General features: G+C 42.5%; 11 protein-coding genes and 2 pseudogenes. 8 read left to right on the forward strand and 5 right to left on the reverse strand.

Annotated elements, in window-relative coordinates; translation table 11 throughout:
* The 7 genes and pseudogenes from H6F63_RS08820 to H6F63_RS08850 all read left to right on the forward strand — a co-directional run.
* A pseudogene (locus tag H6F63_RS08820) lies at nucleotides 1-155 on the forward strand (IS630 family transposase); the annotation flags it as partial.
* 26 nt (nucleotides 156-181) lie between these two features.
* Nucleotides 182-1,099, forward strand: a pseudogene (locus tag H6F63_RS08825) (polyphosphate:AMP phosphotransferase); the annotation flags it as partial.
* Between the two features lie 268 nt (nucleotides 1,100-1,367).
* On the forward strand, nucleotides 1,368-2,414 hold the full coding sequence (locus H6F63_RS08830) for a YdcF family protein (protein WP_190443879.1): 1,047 nt from the start codon (nucleotides 1,368-1,370) through the stop codon (nucleotides 2,412-2,414).
* Nucleotides 2,415-2,550: 136 nt separating this feature from the next.
* The gene (locus tag H6F63_RS08835) at nucleotides 2,551-4,299 is read left to right on the forward strand and encodes an ABC transporter ATP-binding protein (RefSeq protein ID WP_190636878.1); all 1,749 of its coding nucleotides are present in this window, start codon (nucleotides 2,551-2,553) and stop codon (nucleotides 4,297-4,299) included.
* A 137-nt stretch (nucleotides 4,300-4,436) separates the two neighbouring features.
* On the forward strand, nucleotides 4,437-4,769 hold the full coding sequence (petJ, locus tag H6F63_RS08840) for a cytochrome c6 PetJ (RefSeq protein WP_190636628.1): 333 nt from the start codon (nucleotides 4,437-4,439) through the stop codon (nucleotides 4,767-4,769).
* A 181-nt stretch (nucleotides 4,770-4,950) separates the two neighbouring features.
* Nucleotides 4,951-7,275 carry a TonB-dependent receptor gene (locus tag H6F63_RS08845; RefSeq protein ID WP_199297891.1) on the forward strand — a complete coding sequence of 775 codons (2,325 nt, stop codon included), beginning with the start codon at nucleotides 4,951-4,953 and terminating at the stop codon, nucleotides 7,273-7,275.
* A 112-nt stretch (nucleotides 7,276-7,387) separates the two neighbouring features.
* Nucleotides 7,388-8,152 (forward strand): superoxide dismutase, encoded by a 765-nt coding sequence (locus tag H6F63_RS08850; RefSeq protein WP_190636630.1) that lies wholly within the window; start codon nucleotides 7,388-7,390, stop codon nucleotides 8,150-8,152.
* A 47-nt stretch (nucleotides 8,153-8,199) separates the two neighbouring features.
* Here H6F63_RS08850 and H6F63_RS08855 read toward each other — a convergent pair whose 3' ends face one another.
* The 3 genes from H6F63_RS08855 to H6F63_RS08865 form a co-directional block, all read right to left on the reverse strand.
* Nucleotides 8,200-8,496 (reverse strand): hypothetical protein, encoded by a 297-nt coding sequence (locus tag H6F63_RS08855; protein WP_190636633.1) that lies wholly within the window; start codon nucleotides 8,494-8,496, stop codon nucleotides 8,200-8,202.
* Nucleotides 8,497-8,697: 201 nt separating this feature from the next.
* Nucleotides 8,698-9,711 (reverse strand): SDR family oxidoreductase, encoded by a 1,014-nt coding sequence (locus tag H6F63_RS08860; RefSeq protein ID WP_190636635.1) that lies wholly within the window; start codon nucleotides 9,709-9,711, stop codon nucleotides 8,698-8,700.
* A gap of 168 nt (nucleotides 9,712-9,879) precedes the next feature.
* Complete coding sequence (locus H6F63_RS08865; protein WP_190636637.1) at nucleotides 9,880-10,503, reverse strand: class I SAM-dependent methyltransferase; 624 nt, start codon at nucleotides 10,501-10,503, stop codon at nucleotides 9,880-9,882.
* 395 nt (nucleotides 10,504-10,898) lie between these two features.
* On the opposite strand from H6F63_RS08865, the gene H6F63_RS08870 reads away from it, so the two are divergent.
* Nucleotides 10,899-11,615, forward strand: a complete 717-nt coding sequence (locus H6F63_RS08870; protein ID WP_190636639.1) for an SAM-dependent methyltransferase — start codon at nucleotides 10,899-10,901, stop codon at nucleotides 11,613-11,615.
* Between the two features lie 622 nt (nucleotides 11,616-12,237).
* On the opposite strand, the gene H6F63_RS08875 is transcribed toward H6F63_RS08870, so the two are convergent.
* A complete protein-coding gene (locus tag H6F63_RS08875; protein ID WP_242019616.1) occupies nucleotides 12,238-14,301 on the reverse strand; it encodes a cytochrome c peroxidase in 2,064 nt (687 codons plus the stop codon).
* Between the two features lie 448 nt (nucleotides 14,302-14,749).
* A complete protein-coding gene (locus H6F63_RS08880) occupies nucleotides 14,750-17,137 on the reverse strand; it encodes an NACHT domain-containing NTPase (RefSeq protein ID WP_190636643.1) in 2,388 nt (795 codons plus the stop codon).
* Nucleotide 17,138: the final 1 nt, after the last annotated feature.

Below are 17,138 nucleotides of genomic sequence, written 5' to 3' on the forward strand. Positions count from 1 at the left end.
AACTTGTTTGGCATTCAGCTAAAGAATATATAGCTCATAGACTATTTGAGTCAGCAGAACAACTAGAAGAGTTGTTAAATAAATTACTAAATGAAGGAGGACTTATTATTAAATGGGAACGAAAAATTAAAAACAAAGGTAATGCTGTTTATTAAATTTAGCTGCTACGCAGCTTATTAATTATGCCGAGGAAATGCTTGTCCAAACCAGCACTGGCCCCGCACCTTGGACATTAGTAGAAGGCAACTGTCAACGCTTTAGCCGGGTAAAAGTCCTCACCCAAATGGCAGCTACCCTTACAGAAGCACTCGACAGACTGCACATTCAGGCACCAGTAATCCCAGCATTACCCCCGCAAGAACACCTTAACCCAGCAGAACCAAACTTATTAGCCCGCGTCGATCTGAATCTCTGCCTCTCAAAGGATGAGTACAAACAGCAGTTACGCCACGAACAAGTCGAGATGCGTAAACTCCAGATGAAGATTCACAAAGCTCAAGTGCCAGTGTTGGTTCTGTTTGAAGGCTGGGACGCTGCGGGTAAAGGTGGAGCCATCAAACGCTTAACTGATGCCCTAGACCCTCGCAGTTACATTGTTCATCCCTTCGCCGCACCCACAGATGAGGAAAAAGCCCATCACTACCTATGGCGGTTCTGGCGCTGGTTGCCCACAGCCGGGACGATTGGCATTTTTGACCGCAGCTGGTACGGACGAGTGCTAGTGGAGCGTGTCGAAGGCTTTGCTACAGAACGGGAATGGCACAGAGCCTACCAGGAAATCAATGAGTTTGAAGCTCAGCTTACCAGTGCTGGCTACGTTTTGGTTAAGTTCTGGCTGCATCTTAGTCCAGAAGAACAACTCAAACGGTTTTGCGATCGCCAGAATGACTCGTTTAAGCAATATAAACTCACCAATGAAGATTGGCGCAATCGGGAAAAATGGTCTTTGTATGAAGTGGCAGTCAATCAAGCAATTCAGCGCACCAGCACCCCTAACGCTCCCTGGACAATTATTGCCGCGAATGATAAATACTATGCCCGTGTGAAGGTAATTCAGTCGGTGGCAGAGGCGATTAACTCACAGCTGAAACGCAGATAGAAAGGGATTGGGGATTAGGGATTGGGGATTGGGGATTGGGGATTGGGGATTGGGAATTGGGAATTGGAGATTGGGAATTGGGAATTGGGAAATGGGAAAAAGTCTTATTTAGCCCCTAGTCCCTAATCCCCATTCCTCAGTCCCTAGTCCCCAGTCCCCATTCCCCAGTCCCTAGTCCCCAGTCCCCATTACCTATTCCCCCATTCTCCAGTCCCCATTACCTATTACCATTTAGCCATTACCCATTACCTGTTACCTAATACCGCCTATGTTTCTATTACTAACGCGGGTTCTGCTCTGGCTGTTGGTTAGCATAATTGTCTACAATTTGCTGACGAGATGGATTCCCAAGCAATATCTGGCTTGGTTTGGCGGAGTAATTATATTTCTCGTCATCCTGCTGTCGTTTTACAATCCCAACTACAGGGTTGTCTCAGCTGCATGGAATATTCTCTCGTTTCCGCTTAAGCCAGTAGGCGCGGCGATTTTCCTGTTGTTGCTGGGACTGGGAGGGATAAACAAGAATGCTGTATCAAACATCGCCGTAAGGCAATTTAGGGCAGCGTTCTTGATTTTGCTGATTTCCAGTTTGCCAATTTTTGCATATTGGCTGGCGCAGCAAGCGGAACAAGAGGCGATTTTATCAGAGCAACGACGGGCGGCAATTTGTCAAGTCAATTGTCCGGTTGACGTGACACCTGCGGGGGCTGAAACTGCTGGGGCGATTGTGGTGCTAGGGCGGGGAACTACGCAAGCTAACCTGCCGTATCGTACACAAATTCAGCTTACTGATACAGGCGATCGCATTCTCTATGCTGCTCAACTTTACCGGGAACAGCGAAACCGAGGAAATGACCCTCTGATAGTTGTGAGCGCTGGGCCAAGACCTGACCTGGAAGGAGATACAAATACTATTAATGAGGGTAACGATATTGCCACGGTGCTGCGTCGGCTGGATGTGCCGTCAGACCGAATTGTTGTAGAACCCAGAGGTGTTGACCTCCGCACCAGTGCTGAAAGGGTTGAGGAAATTTTAAGACAGCGGGGTATCAGGTCGCGCCGCGTTATCCTTGTGTCCTCCGCGTTAAATATCCGTCGCGCTAATCTGACGTTTTCTAATCTGGGTATCACAATTATTCCCAGACCTACAGATTTTTATACGTTTCAAGGTGGGGCGACACCCGTGCGACGCTTGCAAGTCTCAGATTTTCTTCCCAGTGTGGAAGCGCTGACGATCACAACTCGCATTGTGGAAGAATTTCTCAGTTCAATCTATTACTTCTTGCGCGGCTGGTTGACACCACTCTTGTTATAGAAGCAGCTGTATCAGCAATTACTTTAAAGTAGTCATTAGTCACGCGCTAATGGCTAATGGCTAATGGCTAATGGCAGTAAACAAGATTGCAATTAGCCATTCTTTACGGACAACGGACAACGGACTAACGACTAACATGGCTCACTCACGGCTGCAAAAATTAGGCGCTTATATGCGTCCGCACTGGCGGACGGCTACTCTAGGCATCATCGCCCTGTTCGTTGTCAATGGACTGGGCGTTTATATCCCTTTGCTGATTCGGGATAGTATTGACGAACTTCGCCTAGCGTTTGATTTCGATCAAATCAAGCACTTTGTGGTGCTAATTTTGCTGCTGGCTTCGGTGATGTGGGTGGTGCGAATGGTGTCGCGTATCCTGCTGTTTGGACTGGGGCGACAAGTAGAATTTGACCTGAAGCAAAAGATTTTTCAGCATCTGCTGACTCTGGAACCATCTTATTTTTCCATTAACACTGCTGGAGATTTGATTAGCAGGGCGACAAGTGATGTGGAGAATATCCGGCGGTTGTTGGGGTTTGCAGTTTTGAGTCTAGCAAATACGATTTTTGCTTATGCGCTAACTTTGCCAGTGATGATGTCGATAGATTTGCGGTTGACGCTGGTAGCGATCGCAGTTTACCCGTTTATGCTGATTATTGTGCAGATGTTTAGCGATCGCCTGCGTAACGAACAGCTGGTTTTGCAAGAGGAATTATCCAGCATCAGCGAATTGATTCAGGAAGATATGAGTGGTATCGCCCTGATTAAAATTTATGCCCAAGAAGAAAACGAGCGTCGCGCTTTCGGAAGGCTAAACGACCGTCTTTTGCAAGCAAATCTGCAACTGGCGAAAACGCGAAATACCTTGTTTCCCTTCATTCAAGGTCTAGCTTTTATCAGCATATTGCTCTTGCTGTGGCTGGGATCTAGGTCAATTGTTGCTGGTGCGATTACGATTGGGGACTTTCTGGTACTAATTCTCTATGCTGAGCGATTAGTTTTCCCCACAGCTTTACTAGGATTCACGATTACTGCTTACCAACGGGGTGAAGTTAGTATCGACCGCATTGAGTCAATTTTAATGGCAGAAGCGAAAGTTAAAGATGCTCCCGATGCGATCGCATTGCCACAGGAAGAAGTCAGAGGTCAACTTAAGGCTAGTCACCTCACTTTTACCTATCCGGGAGCCGCAACACCAGCCCTGAATAATATCAACTTTAAAATTGAACCAGGGGAAACTGTGGCGATTGTCGGTTCCATTGGTTCTGGAAAATCGACGCTGGCAAATGCCATACCCCGCCTGTTGGATATCAATAGGGATACTTTGTTTCTGGATCGCTATGATATCACCAAGTTGAAATTAAAAGATTTGCGGGGCGCGATCGCTTATGTCCCCCAAGACAGCTTTCTCTTCAGCGCCACTATCAAAAACAACATTCGCTACGGCAATCCCCTAGCTGAACAGTCAGAAATTGAATATGCTGCCAAGCAAGCACAAATCGATCAAGAAATTATTAACTTCCCCCAACAATATGAAACGATTGTCGGAGAGCGCGGCATCACCCTTTCTGGGGGACAAAGACAGCGGACTGCGCTTGCTCGTGCTTTGTTAATAGATGCGCCAATTCTAATTTTGGATGACGCACTTTCTAGCGTAGATAATCAAACAGCTACCGCCATTTTGAGAAATCTTTCCGAAGGTATCCAGCGCAAAACTGTTATTTTTATCTCCCATCAATTATCTGCTGCTGCCACTGCTAACCGAATTTTTGTAATGGAAAAAGGTGAAATTGTTCAGTCTGGTACTCATACCCAACTTTTGCAAGAAGCTGGACTTTACCGCTCACTTTGGAGCCAGCACGAGCTAAAGGAAGTTCTCAGCTAAGGGCAGCAATTTGCCCGCAGAATAATTTTAGGTTCATCTCGAAGTATGACAACCTGTCTTTTGACATAGCAAGCCGCTCTCCTCAAAAATATGGGCATTATCAGTGCTTTGGCACGCGCCGAGTGAGGAGGAGCAGCTTGAGAAAGTTATTTTCAGTCATAGTTATAGCGGCATTTATTCTCCTTGCCTTCGCTAGTCCTGCTTTCGCAGCAGACGCGGCTAGCGGAGCCAAAATTTTTAGTGCCAATTGTGCCGCCTGTCATCAGGGAGGGCGCAATGTTGTTATTGCTGCCAAAACTCTACCGAAAGAGGCTTTACAGAAGTACAACATGAATTCAATTGAGGCTATTGTCACTCAGGTACAGAATGGCAAAAATGCCATGCCTGCTTTTGAAGGTCGCTTAAACGACAAACAGATAGAAGACGTAGCCGCTTACGTTCTAGAGAAATCGGAAAAAGGCTGGATGTAATATAACAGTCCTTGCAGGAACTGTGAAATATTTCTTTTGTAGCGCAGGCGAGATTCCTGCGAAAAGCTCTCCTGCCTGTCTTACTTAGCATTGCTATTAAAGTTAAAAATCAGGAGTTACTAACTCCTAACTTTTAAAGCTGCCCCAAATTATTTATGGTCTTTTTGTGTGAGGATACATTGTGAAAAAACAGCTATTATTTAATGGATTGTCGATAGCCGGAGCTATAGTATTATCGGTAGCACCGATTCATGCTGAGGTTACGCAAGTAACTGGGGTTAAAATTCAGCCAATATCTAGCGGCATTGAGGTTATTTTAGAAACCAAAAGTGGCACGGTTTCCCAAGTGCTAACCTCCAGCTATGGGGAAACTTTTGTAGCTGATATTATTAATGCAAAATTGCGTTTACGAGATAGCGCTCGCTTTAGCATTTCCAAGCCTACTGACCAAGTTACATTAGTATCCGTTACTCCTCTTGATGCTAACAGTATCCGAGTAGTCGTAACTGGAAATACTGGCGTACCTAAAGGAGAAATAAAGCAGAATAAGGGCAATTTTGTTTTCAGCTTTACCGCTACCCCAGAGACCACCGCTTCAAACGAAGAAACTACTGAAACAGCAAATCAGCCTCCAATTCAAACTGACAAAAATGAGTTACCAGAACGGGTAATAATCAACGATACAGAAGAAAATAATCTTCCTCAGTCTACACCAATATACGAAATTGACGCCGAAGAAATTCAAAACCAAGGCTCAAATAGTGCAGCGGAAATATTGAAAGGACTACCTGGATTCGCCGTCAACGATGCTGGTTATGGCGCAGATATTCACACAGGAACTTACTACCGGGGACACTCCATTAATCAGTCTGTCTTTCTACTGAATGGTAGACCAATTGGCAATAATATTAATACTTATCATGGCACTACTGACCTAAACAGCATTCCGGTAGAGGCAATTGAAAGAGTAGAATTATCCAGCGGCACCAGTACCACCTTGTACGGTTCAGAAGCTTTTGGAGGAGTTGTCAATATCGTCACCAAACAAGGTCAAGAAGTTCCTAGACTCAATGCTACAGTCCAATATGGCTCTTACAATCAATCTAACTATCGCGTCAGCTATGGCGGTTCTGCTGCGAATTTAAGATTCAACCTTGGATATGAAAAATACGAGGCAGATAACCGTTATCCTGTTCCTGAAGGTGCAGCAAATCGTGACGCAGAAGGTCTTTTATTTAATGGAGATCAAAATACTAGCAATTACTTTGGTGGTATCGCACTAGATTTGGATTCTAGAAACACTCTCAGCTTAGACGCTTATGCAATTAGCAGTCGTCGCGGTCTACTTTATTTTGGTTTCCCCTTACAAAGAGACAGGCTCGATCATGATGTCTTAAATGTAGGTTTATCTTGGAGAAGTTTATTAGGAGGAAACAAAGATTCTGTACTCAGGACTACCTTAGGCTACAACCGAGATTACTTCAACACCTATGGCCCAACCCAAAACATATTTTATCGTACTGGCACCTTAGATTCCCAAGCAGTGACAGGGAGAATAGAACATCAGTGGCAAACATCTCCTAGTAACAAACTAATTTGGGGATTAGATGTAAAAAATAGCTATTTAACTGGTGATTCTTTCAGTACAGTCCCTAGTCGAAGCGCTTTGAATGAAACTGAAAATAGAGATAGATTGCATACAGCCATATTTGCTTTAAATACTTGGAATATCACCGATACATTACAAACAGATTTAGGAATACGGCAAAATTTTGATAGTGAATTTGGTAGTTATTCAAACCCCACTGCGGGGGTACGTTGGAATATAACTCCAGCCATTGCTGTACGCGGTAGTTGGGCATCTGTACAGCGCAATCCTGGATTAGATCAATTGTATATTTTCGACACAGTTCATAACTGGTTGCCTAATCCGGATTTGAATCCGGAAACAGGCTCATCTTGGACGGCTGGAGTAGATATTAATTTCTCTAGAAATTTGACAGGACAGTTTACGTATTTCGGTAGTAGTTTAAATGACAGATTGGGAATCATAGCCGGTAGATGGGCTAATATTGGTTTGGTAAACACCAATGGTTTAGAAGCAGCAATTAAATGGCAAATAAATCGTGAGTGGTCAACCTTTGTTAATTACACTTATACAGATGCACGCATAGAGACAGGGGTAGAAAAAGGCTTACAATTAGGCTTGATTCCCTACTCTGTAGGTCAATTAGGTGTAGGTTATAACTCTGGCGGGTGGCAGATTAATCTATATGCGAGTTACTACAGTGGCGCACGTAGAGCCTTCTTTAATAATGCTGGTGAGGATCCAAGAGATTTCTCGCCACCTTACCTGAATTTAGATTTAAGCGGTAGAATTCCAGTTACTAGAAACTTGGGTTTAATAGTTTATCTAGAAAATTTAGCAGATGTGAGTTACGAAAAATCAAATCGAATTTATCAACCTGGTTTAACTTTCCGCATCGGTGTACAGTCTACGTTTTAAGCTTGGGAAAAATTTACTTATGATATAAAATCTTGAAATAGAGGTACTTCAGACAGCAAATTGTTGTAAATTTGAATCAAAGACCTAAAAAACTCTCAATTTTTACACAATTATGGCTCTAAATCGTCGTAAGTTCCTATTTCTGTTAGGTGCCACCACGGGCGCAGTTGCCATAGGAGCCTTCCCATCTGCTTGCTCAGCTCAAAGCACCCAAGAAAGTAATGCAACGCAGGCTCCAGCGTCTCCAACGGCTCAAACAAAAGATACTTTTACCCTGCCGCCTTTACCTTATGACTACAAAGCTCTGGAACCCCACATTGATGCAGCGACGATGCAATTTCACCACGATAAACACCATGCCGCCTATGTGAAAAACCTGAATGAAGCGGTGAATAAATATCCGCAGCTTCAAGGCAAAAGCGCTGAAGAATTAATTAGCAATCTTAACAGCATACCAGAGGATATTCGTACAACAGTTCGCAACAACAGCGGCGGTCATGTGAATCATACAATGTTCTGGGAAATCATGGCACCGAATGCGGGTGGAGCGCCAACCGGAAAAATTGCCGATGCGATTAATCAAACCTTTGGCAGTTTTGATGCTTTCAAAAAGCAATTCAACGAAGCGGGTAGTAAACGCTTTGGCAGTGGTTGGGCTTGGTTAGTGAGGGGCAAAGATGGTAAATTGCAAGTTGTAAGTACGGCGAATCAGGATAGTCCTTTGATGGAAGGAATGTATCCCATTATGGGTAATGATGTTTGGGAACACGCTTATTATTTGAAATATCAAAACAAGCGGGCTGATTATTTAAATGCTTGGTGGAATGTAGTTAATTGGAATGAAGTGAATAAACGCTTTGAGAGAGCTTCGGCTTAATCCCTAGGGTGCGTTAAGCGTTTAACGCACCCTATTGTTAGATAATTCTACTTTTCTTCTATATACATCGGAGGTTCAATTGCAAAGTTGTCAATTTTACCTGCCTCATCAATAACATAGCCACCAGTAGTATCTAAGCCGGTACCTTCTTCTTGCTCGTGGAAAGCCTCAATTTGATGTTTATTGAGTTCGACGTCATTATTAGAAGGAATTATGGCATCCGGGGCATTAACAAATGGGTTTTGTGCCATTTGAACGCCAACATGATTATCTCCCGGCGCACCTCTTCCAGGTTCAGCTTCTTTTGGCTCTTCTGGTAGCACTGGATTTTGTCCGTCGCTCATGGATTTTTGCTCCTACTTTTTTTTAAATTTGAGGGCAGTCTGTAGGCAAAGAATATGTTGCGGCTACAAACTGTTTTTTCGTCAAATTGTGATGTTTCTTTTTATGACAGTAGCCCAGTTAGTATCGAGGTTTACTCTTTCGCGGGTATTAAATTGCTATGTGTCTGGGGAGAAATTTAGTGACTGCTACGGCGACTTTCTTTAAACATCATTCCCTGGATGCCACCCTAATACTGCTGCGACTCCTAAAGCCGCTGCTGCCAAAGCGCCCCACTTGAGCGGCGGATTTTTATCCAGCCAGTCTGTGAAGGTTGGTATCTCTAGGTTGCCAAAATCTCCCTCCACTTTGTCGTGAGCTGGGATAGGTTCGTAGAGATTATCAGGCGCGTCTTCAGACTTTGGCTCGTTGGTTTTCTGAAACTGGAAGCCGACGAGCAGCAAAATTTGATCCACTAATCCGGGCGAGAGACGCTGAAGCACATCTAATATCTTGCCGACATCGCCCACGATGAAGTCACGAGTTGGGTTTTCGGCAGTGTAGAGGATGGCATCGGCGACAATACTAGCATCGTAGTAGGGCGGTATGCCCGTTGGCTTCACGCCTAACTTGGTACGACCGTTGTTGTAGAAAGGCGTGTTGATGACTGATGGCTTGATACTTGTGACGCTGATAGGGTATTTTTCATGTTCCAGCTCAACGCGCAACGCTTCCAGAAAGCCCTCAACACCGTGCTTTGCAGAGGAGTAGGAACTCTGGTATGGTAAAGCTCGCCTGCCCTCCACTGAGGAAATGTGGATCAGCGCTCCTCTTCCCTCGCGTTTCAGGTGAGGTAGTGCAGCCATTGCGCCGTATACTTGCCCCATCAGGCTAACATCGATGACACGCTTAAACTCTTCCGGTGTTGTGTTGTCGAAGGTGGCAAAGACGGCGGTGGCGGGACAATGCACCCAAGTATCGAGTCGCCCATAATGTGAGACGGTATAGTCTGCGATCGCTTTTACCTGCTCAAAATCGCTGACATCGGCAATTACAAATGTTGCGTCACCACCAAAGCTCTTAATCTCTTCCACCAAAGACTTTAGCCCAGACTCACTGCGAGCCGAGACTACCAGTTTTGCGCCCCGTTTAGCAAATTGCAAAGCTGTTTCCCGCCCGATACCGCTGCTCGCCCCAACTACGGCGACAACTTGCTCACTTATTCGCTTCAATTGCATTGCTGCTACTCCTTAAGTTTGCTCATGAAAAACCTTTCACCTCTACAGGTGAATTACATTTTTCTGAAATGTGTACTTTTATTAAGTAAATTAATTCAGCACAAACCCAGCTACATCAGTCTTAAGGTTGACAGGTAGGAATCTATACCAATAGCACTAGGCAATTACTCACTTTTGTAAATACACTGTAAAATCGTGGGGCGAGAAACGATCTTGCGGGGTAATGTAGTCGTTGCGAATCGTCAGGTTGCAGCGAATATCCATTTGCTTGACAAACCGGAAGACTTCACCCGGATCTTCGTAATAACGTTTTTCCATATGGAACTCGGCATATTTAGACCACATATTAAAGGCAATTCCCTTGCTGGCTCTTGAAAAGCACCAGCGAATTGTATCTTGCCAAAATTTTCGGCAATCGTCGCCTCTGTCGGCTGTAAACAAACCGCTCAAAAAAATGTAATCAAAAGTTTCGTTTTCGATGTCTTGCTGCTGGCAAAATCTCGCTTCAGGATAGTTTTGCCGACCAAATTCCAGATATTCATCAACTAGGTCTATTCCCGTGTAGTCCACATTGATGTTCTGCTGCTTTAGATAATTGAGCATCTGACCATAGCCGCAGCCAAAGTCAAGAATTTTTGTATTTGATATATCCGCAATTCCCAGCAATATTTTCAGCCTTAACATCTGCTGGAATTCGTCATCCCAACGAACCCCATGCGCTGAGGCTCCGTGTTGAATGAAAAGGCTACGATAAACTTCCGCAATTTCTTGATTTCTGTCCTTATTGCCCATGAAAACACCTTTTTAGTTAGGGTAATTATGCTGGTATTATTGCATTTCTGGGCGTAATTTAGGCAGTAGGTATAGAAGATTTTCATCAGAATACCCACTGAAACCTAAACAAAAAGTATTTAATTTATATTAAAAAAATAAATTTTGCTGATTTGCTAAAATACTAAACTGCTGGAATATTATCCAAGAATCGGCAAATTTTATTAGAATAATTTTTTATTTAAAATACACTTTAAAGTTTATATTAGCTCAATTTTAATTTATAGCCTAATAACGAATTTACATTAAAAGTATAAGTAATGGTAATACCTTTGGGTATAATCCGAACGATAGATGGCAGTAGAACTCTTAACATCTTAGATTTTGTAATAGTTGTTTACTTAATAAATACTTAAATGCTCCTCTCATCCAAGCCGTTGAAAGATATCTTCTTCTGCCCAGAAGAATCTAACTTTTATGCACACTCGATAGAAACATTAGTTTTAAATAATTGTCTTGGGTCAGAGTCAATTGTTGAATTTGGTTCAGGAGACGGAAGCCCAGTTATTCAAGCATTGCTGAGAACAAACTTTGAGGGAGTCATACACGGATTTGAACTAAATAGGTTGGCTAGTGAAGCGGCGCAAGCAAAAATTGATAAATATAAAGTTAGCCAACACTACAAAATACACAATAAATGCTTGTTTGATGCTTCCCAACCAAAAGCGGAATTTTTAATATCCAATCCGCCCTACTTACCTGCATTAGATAACAACATTTATCAACCTCTGTTACATGGAGGGATTGATGGAATAACTGTAACTAAAAAGCTTTTAGAGCTTGGTTACACAAATGTATTAGTCATGGCTTCTAGTTATTCAAATCCAATAGGTTTGATTAATTATGCCAGATCAATAGATTACTCAGTTTCTAATTTCATTGTTTCTCCCCTAAAGTTTGGCTATTACAGTTCTGAACCAAAGGTAAAAAATTGGATTGCTGAGATGCAAAAAAGTAATCTAGCTTTTTACTCGTCAAATATCTATCTTTTGGCTGGAGTTCTATTTACAAAGCAGCAGAAGAATGCGGTAGATTTATCTACTGAGTTACTTCAGTTATTAACAGCCTTGTGAACTAGCAATTCTTGTAGAGAGAGGTTCTGGCGAGTCTGCGGTTGCTCCGAGACGTTTATATAACGTCTCGGCAGCAGAAAATTTTACAGTTAATAAAGGAACTGCTATATTTTGTAACCAGTAAGTTTATGTTGCAATATGTTGCAATCGGGTTCACTTAGAGTTAAAAATATAAAATTTACGATTTGTTGGGTTGAGGAATATCACTAAGCTAGAACTAAAAACTATGAATTATTTATAACTGATTGGGTTAAGCGGGTTATTAAGTAAGTCTGCGCTAACAATAAAACTATATTAAAGTAAGTAAATACAGAGAATACATCTATTTAATTAGAGTTCAGCACATTAAAAAAGATGAATTAGGAAGGCAAATGTTTGACATGAGTTATAATTTGCCTACGCCGTAATTTATGAAGTAGAAACTAGAGGATAAAGAGAAAACTACCGTACACAAGGTGTTAAATTTTACTTTAATCACCTTATTTAATGTTTCGTTAAATAGCGATAGTTTTTCCCGCCTACCTACTTATCACATTATTAAACACAAAACCCAGTTTCGTTGAGAAACTGGGCATCTACTGCCTTAACCCCTGCACCTTTAACAGGAATCCTCACAGATAGTTTAATTACTCATGCAAACATACCCTCCAGCTACAAATTGCAGAGTAGAGTCCGGAGGACAGTTCTGCTGAGTTATACTCCCCTCAAGCGGATTAGAAGTTGGTTGAACGGGAGTCGGACTTTGGGCAGCAGCGGGAGCAGAATTTTCCAGAAAACTTGCTAGAGGACTACCACCATTACGCCCAACAGCTGGGAGTTCCAACAAAGCAGTCGTTGCTTTCCCAGAACCGTCATTAGTAACAGAGTTTTGATCCCCCGGATGACCGTTAGGAATAAACAACTGTGGATGGTCAAAAGGTGCGCTCTGATTGCGAACTCTCGCATCAGTTAGACCGTTCATGAAAGCCACTAGCGCATCTTTTTCCGATTCGCTCAGCCCCAAGTTTTCGATGTCTGGGTCTAAGTTTTGGATATTAGTTTCGTGGAAATCTCCACCCCGATTGTAAAAATCCACTACCTGCCGCAGAGTCAGTTGCCCACCATTATGGAGGTAAGGAGCAGTAAGTGCCACATTCCGCAGTCCTGGTGTTTTAAAAGCTCCATCGACAGCCACTCTTTCAGTCGCACTAATAGGCGGACTCAGATTGGGATCGTTGAACTTTCCATTCTGCGCCAGTCGCGATTCTGAAAGCGGATTGCCAAACGGATCTTTACCGCCCACGCCTAAATCTTCCTGGGTAGGTCTAACACCAATGTTGTAAAAGCCGTTGTCATAAACAGCAACACCGTTATCGCCCATCACCATACGTTCGAGTCGTTCGTTTCGCACGTTTCTTACAGAAGCGTTGGTGAATTCGGCTCCACCGTGACAATTAACGCACTTAGCTTTACCCTCAAACAGCTGTTTCCCTAGTTTCTGCTGGGAAGTTAAAGCATTGCTATTTCCTTCCATGTATTGGTCGAAAGGCGTATTATCGGAAACTAGAGTTGACTCATACAGCTGAATGGAAAGTCCCATAAACAGCGAGAAGTTGTAATCCATCAACGTGAACTCGTCGGTAGCTAAAGCTCCCTGCGGTTGTTTGAACATCCGGCTACCGTCAGTACCAACTTTGATAATCTGCTGAGAGTCCCACCACTCTGGCTTAAAGGCTTCTTTAACCATAGTTTTGTAGGTCTTCTGCTTCAAACCTGGTTTCGGCCAGTTGCTATATTTACCGAGAACGCTGTCTTCAGGATGCACAAGTTGCTTTGCCAGGGGAGGTAAGAACTTTAGCTTTTTACCAGTTTCTCTAGGAAGCTTCTTGGTCTTGACTCTATTAAACTTCTGACCGACATCGGGGAAAACACGACCAGTACCAGATTCCTCAACATCGCTGAGTGGCGGGCCTACCGCCTGCGATGCTAGAGAGGAATTCTTAAGGCTGACTTTCACTTGCTGTAGCGAAGACTGTTTTGTGGCTACTTTATAAAGAAAGGCATTTTTGTCTCTCGACCCGAAGGGATTGACGCCGTTAAAGTCATTCTGCGCCCTTCCATCCCAGAAGTTGCGGAAGTTGAACACCGCATTAATTGTACTGGGTGTGTTGCGACCTGTTACCTGACGGACATTGATGCCGTTGACATTGAAAACTGGATCTGGCTGCACGGTTACATTGTCTACCGCACTACCGGGAATGATGTCGTTGAATTTGGTAAGATCGACACCCTGAGAACCAGTAATATCGTTATTGTCGGCTAGAATGGTCGAGGAACGATCATTTGGGTTTTGCAGCTTGTGGAATGGGTAATCTTCCGGCTTCAGCGTGTAATTAGGCCCTGTTCCGGAAGTGAAATTTGTCGAGGGCCCTGGGTGAAGCTGATTTTTTGCTCTGTTGTCAGCTCCCGCATGGAAGTGGCAGCTAGCACAGGACTGGAGTCCATCGCTTCCTACCTGCATATCCCAAAAAAGAGTTTTTCCGAGTGCGATCGCAGCTGTTTTATCCTTAACAAATTGTCCCAGATTGTCCGGCTCTGGGATCGGTACACTTTTGAGCGAAGCTAGGGACTGTTCAGGTGGCGATACCTGCGCCGCTACGTTATGTCCAGCTAGGACGATAACGGCAGCGATCGCTACCATTACCATGCTTTTTTTAATTCTCTTTGACAACCTCGATCCGAGTCGGTTAAGTCCGGCTATAAACGCGATCCCAAAAAACGCTAGGTTTTTTATTCTCCTTTTCATTTTCCTCAACTGTCATAATTCAGATAATAACCCCAGCGCAGTAATGCTTCTCTCTGTTTTCAAGATGGGATTTTCTTTACCTATATAATATATATACCTTTTTGCCAAATTCTCAGTATATTGTCATTAAATACAACCCAATGACATTTTTTTATCGCGCTACTTGAGCCTTATTAAGACTTACGGCTAAAAATCCCATGTATCTGTATAAATTTAATCTTTAATCTTAAAAAAATATTATAATTTTTAAATTCGTTTTTATATATGCTATTTTGAGCAAGCTCTATTACCCATAAAAGAATTGTTTACTTACCCAAGGAATGCCCTATTATCATGTTTATACTAATCTTCAATGAAGTCGCTGCTCCAAAAAAGAAGTTTTATATTGCTCAATTTCTACAATCGGCAGCAACATTGTCTCTTCAATTTCCTGCCGCACTCTCTGAGTTACATAACAATCACGGTTTAGGCAATGCACTAGCAACTGATTAGCCTCATAGTATTTCTTCAGCATTTCTTTTTGCTGATTACTAAACTGCCAATGATGTCCTATGTCGCCATAATCAACTATCACAGCTCTTAATTTTTCAATCCAAGCCCCACCGTTAGCTTTCCACCAAGCTCTAAATTTTTCTCTATCTTTATCAAAGTGAGGTAATTGCTTGTTTAGTTGCTCTAGCGATTCACTTAATGATGTTAGCGAAACTACTTTATCAGAATCTTTGCTTCCTTCACGTCCAAAATCAATAGCACTAGCATGATTAATTGCACGCTTAAACACATCAGCATGGACGCGGGCAGGATCAAGAGCTAGGTCAAGCGTAAAGTTAAGAGCAAGAACGCGGTCAAGAGCTAGGTCAAGGGTAAGGTCAGGACTAAGGGCGCGCGTAAGGGTCTTGTCGAAGCCACGAGCAAGGTCAAGGCTACCACAAATAACGCCATGAGCGCGAGCAAGGTCAAGGTCAAGATAAAATGCTCGAACAATTACTGGTTTGAAGTTTGAAGAGACTGCACAAGACTTTTTGTTTACCCAAGCTAGGAATTTTTGCAAGTCCTGATCTTGAGCGATGAGTGCATCAATATTTTGTTTCATGAACAGCAATAGCTTGTCTGCACTTGACAACATCCCGACTGTTAGCAAAAAAACTTCCCGCCAACTTTTATAAGTGATTTTTTCCCCTAAAAACTTCCAAGTATTTTCTAAATTTAGTTTTTCCAAATTATCAGCGATCGCTCTAGCAGTAAAATATTCGTGAAATGTTAGGTGAGAAAAAGAGTAAATTCCTTTAGCACGTTCTACCAGTAGCCCGTGTTGCACTTCCATAGATTTCAAAACTGCTTCGCTGTCGAGTTGTAATGCTTCAGGATCAGTATTGGCTCCGGGTAAATTCCGAATGTAATCCGTTATGTGTTGCTTTATCTCTTTTGGTTTAAAAAAGTATTCTCCACGCTTAAAAGTAATTAGGGCGATTTTACATAGTAAATCTTCCTTGGACTGTAATGATAAATTTTTGTATACTTTATCTCGTTCAATATTTCGCTTAGCATCCCAGTGTTTCAGCAGAACATCTACTCCTTCTTTGTACAGCTCTAAGTAATTTGAGGGGAATTTGTCTAATTCTTCAAAAACCAAGCATAACATTGTTAAAAGCAAGGGATTTGTAGCTAGTTCTTTAATTGCCTGGTTTGCTTTGATATTTTCGATAAATAATTCAGCTTTTGATAGAGATGTATGCTGAAACCAATGTTTGGCGAATGTAAAAATTTGTTTGTCGTCAAAATCAGCAATTTCTACTTCTGTAAACTGTTCAAATGTATATTCTTTCGCCGCCACCCTACAGGTGACAACAAAACTATTTGCATAGAAATGTCCGGACAAATAAAAAATTTCTTTAAAAATTCTATTACTGTCCTTTTCTCTAACTTCATCCAGTCCATCGAGTAAAATAAAAAATCTACCTTGAATTAATAATTTTTCAATTAGTTCCTCGTCATTAATTAAAAAACCGGAAACTTGTTGAGTTATGCTTTCCAATAAACTAGGTTTATTTTTCGCTTCGGCAAAGTTTTTTAGGTTGATAAAGATTGGGATTTTATCAGCTTGAATTATCCCTAAGTTGCACTGAATTGCTAGGTGCTTCAAAAATGTGGTTTTTCCGGCTCCGGGTTTGCCCAGAAGCAGCAGTTTTGAATATTTTTCGACAGCTTTTATACCTGAAACTCGTTCTTCGCAAACTTTGCCAAAGCCTGGACGATCAAAGTCTTCTGGGACACAAATCTTTATTAGATTAGCAATTTCTAGCCGTCTGCGCCCAGAGATTTTTTCTAAGACGTTGACGCTAGTGTAAATGTTATTCAAATTAATCGGTTGGGACATATCTAACACTCGCATCGTCCCGCATTTTTGTTGAATGTTGGCGCTTCCCTTTTGGCGCAAATCCTGCACTATAAGGTCAATAGGAGAAGCATTTTGCTCAAGCTTATCTGTCTGAGGTTCAAGCGCGACGCTTGGCTTAGCCACTATGTCTTCCCACTCTAGCCCTAGCTTTTCGCAAATCTGCACAAAATACTGCCGATCAACTCGCTCACCTTTAAAAAATTTGCTAACTGTCTGACGAGTTATTAGTAACTCTTTTGCTAAAGCATTCTGCGATAAGGAATCGCGAATTAAAGCTTTTTTTGCTTTTTCAAGACCTTGGGTCGATGCCTGAAGCGATCGCCCTACTCTTCCCGTCATC

Origin of the sequence: Trichocoleus sp. FACHB-40 (assembly GCF_014695915.1) — a bacterium.
GTDB classification, from domain to species: Bacteria; Cyanobacteriota; Cyanobacteriia; order Cyanobacteriales; family FACHB-T130; genus Funiculus; species Funiculus sociatus.

Coding starts and splice junctions, on each gene's coding strand:
- H6F63_RS08850 (WP_190636630.1), top strand. CDS start 7,388: ATGGCTCTAAATCGTCGTAAGTTCCTATTTCTGTTAGGTGCCACCACG.
- H6F63_RS08870 (WP_190636639.1), top strand. CDS start 10,899: ATGCTCCTCTCATCCAAGCCGTTGAAAGATATCTTCTTCTGCCCAGAA.
- H6F63_RS08865 (WP_190636637.1), bottom strand. CDS start 10,503: ATGGGCAATAAGGACAGAAATCAAGAAATTGCGGAAGTTTATCGTAGC.
- H6F63_RS08830 (WP_190443879.1), top strand. CDS start 1,368: ATGTTTCTATTACTAACGCGGGTTCTGCTCTGGCTGTTGGTTAGCATA.
- H6F63_RS08835 (WP_190636878.1), top strand. CDS start 2,551: ATGGCTCACTCACGGCTGCAAAAATTAGGCGCTTATATGCGTCCGCAC.
- H6F63_RS08855 (WP_190636633.1), bottom strand. CDS start 8,496: ATGAGCGACGGACAAAATCCAGTGCTACCAGAAGAGCCAAAAGAAGCT.
- H6F63_RS08860 (WP_190636635.1), bottom strand. CDS start 9,711: ATGCAATTGAAGCGAATAAGTGAGCAAGTTGTCGCCGTAGTTGGGGCG.
- H6F63_RS08875 (WP_242019616.1), bottom strand. CDS start 14,301: ATGGTAATGGTAGCGATCGCTGCCGTTATCGTCCTAGCTGGACATAAC.
- H6F63_RS08880 (WP_190636643.1), bottom strand. CDS start 17,137: ATGACGGGAAGAGTAGGGCGATCGCTTCAGGCATCGACCCAAGGTCTT.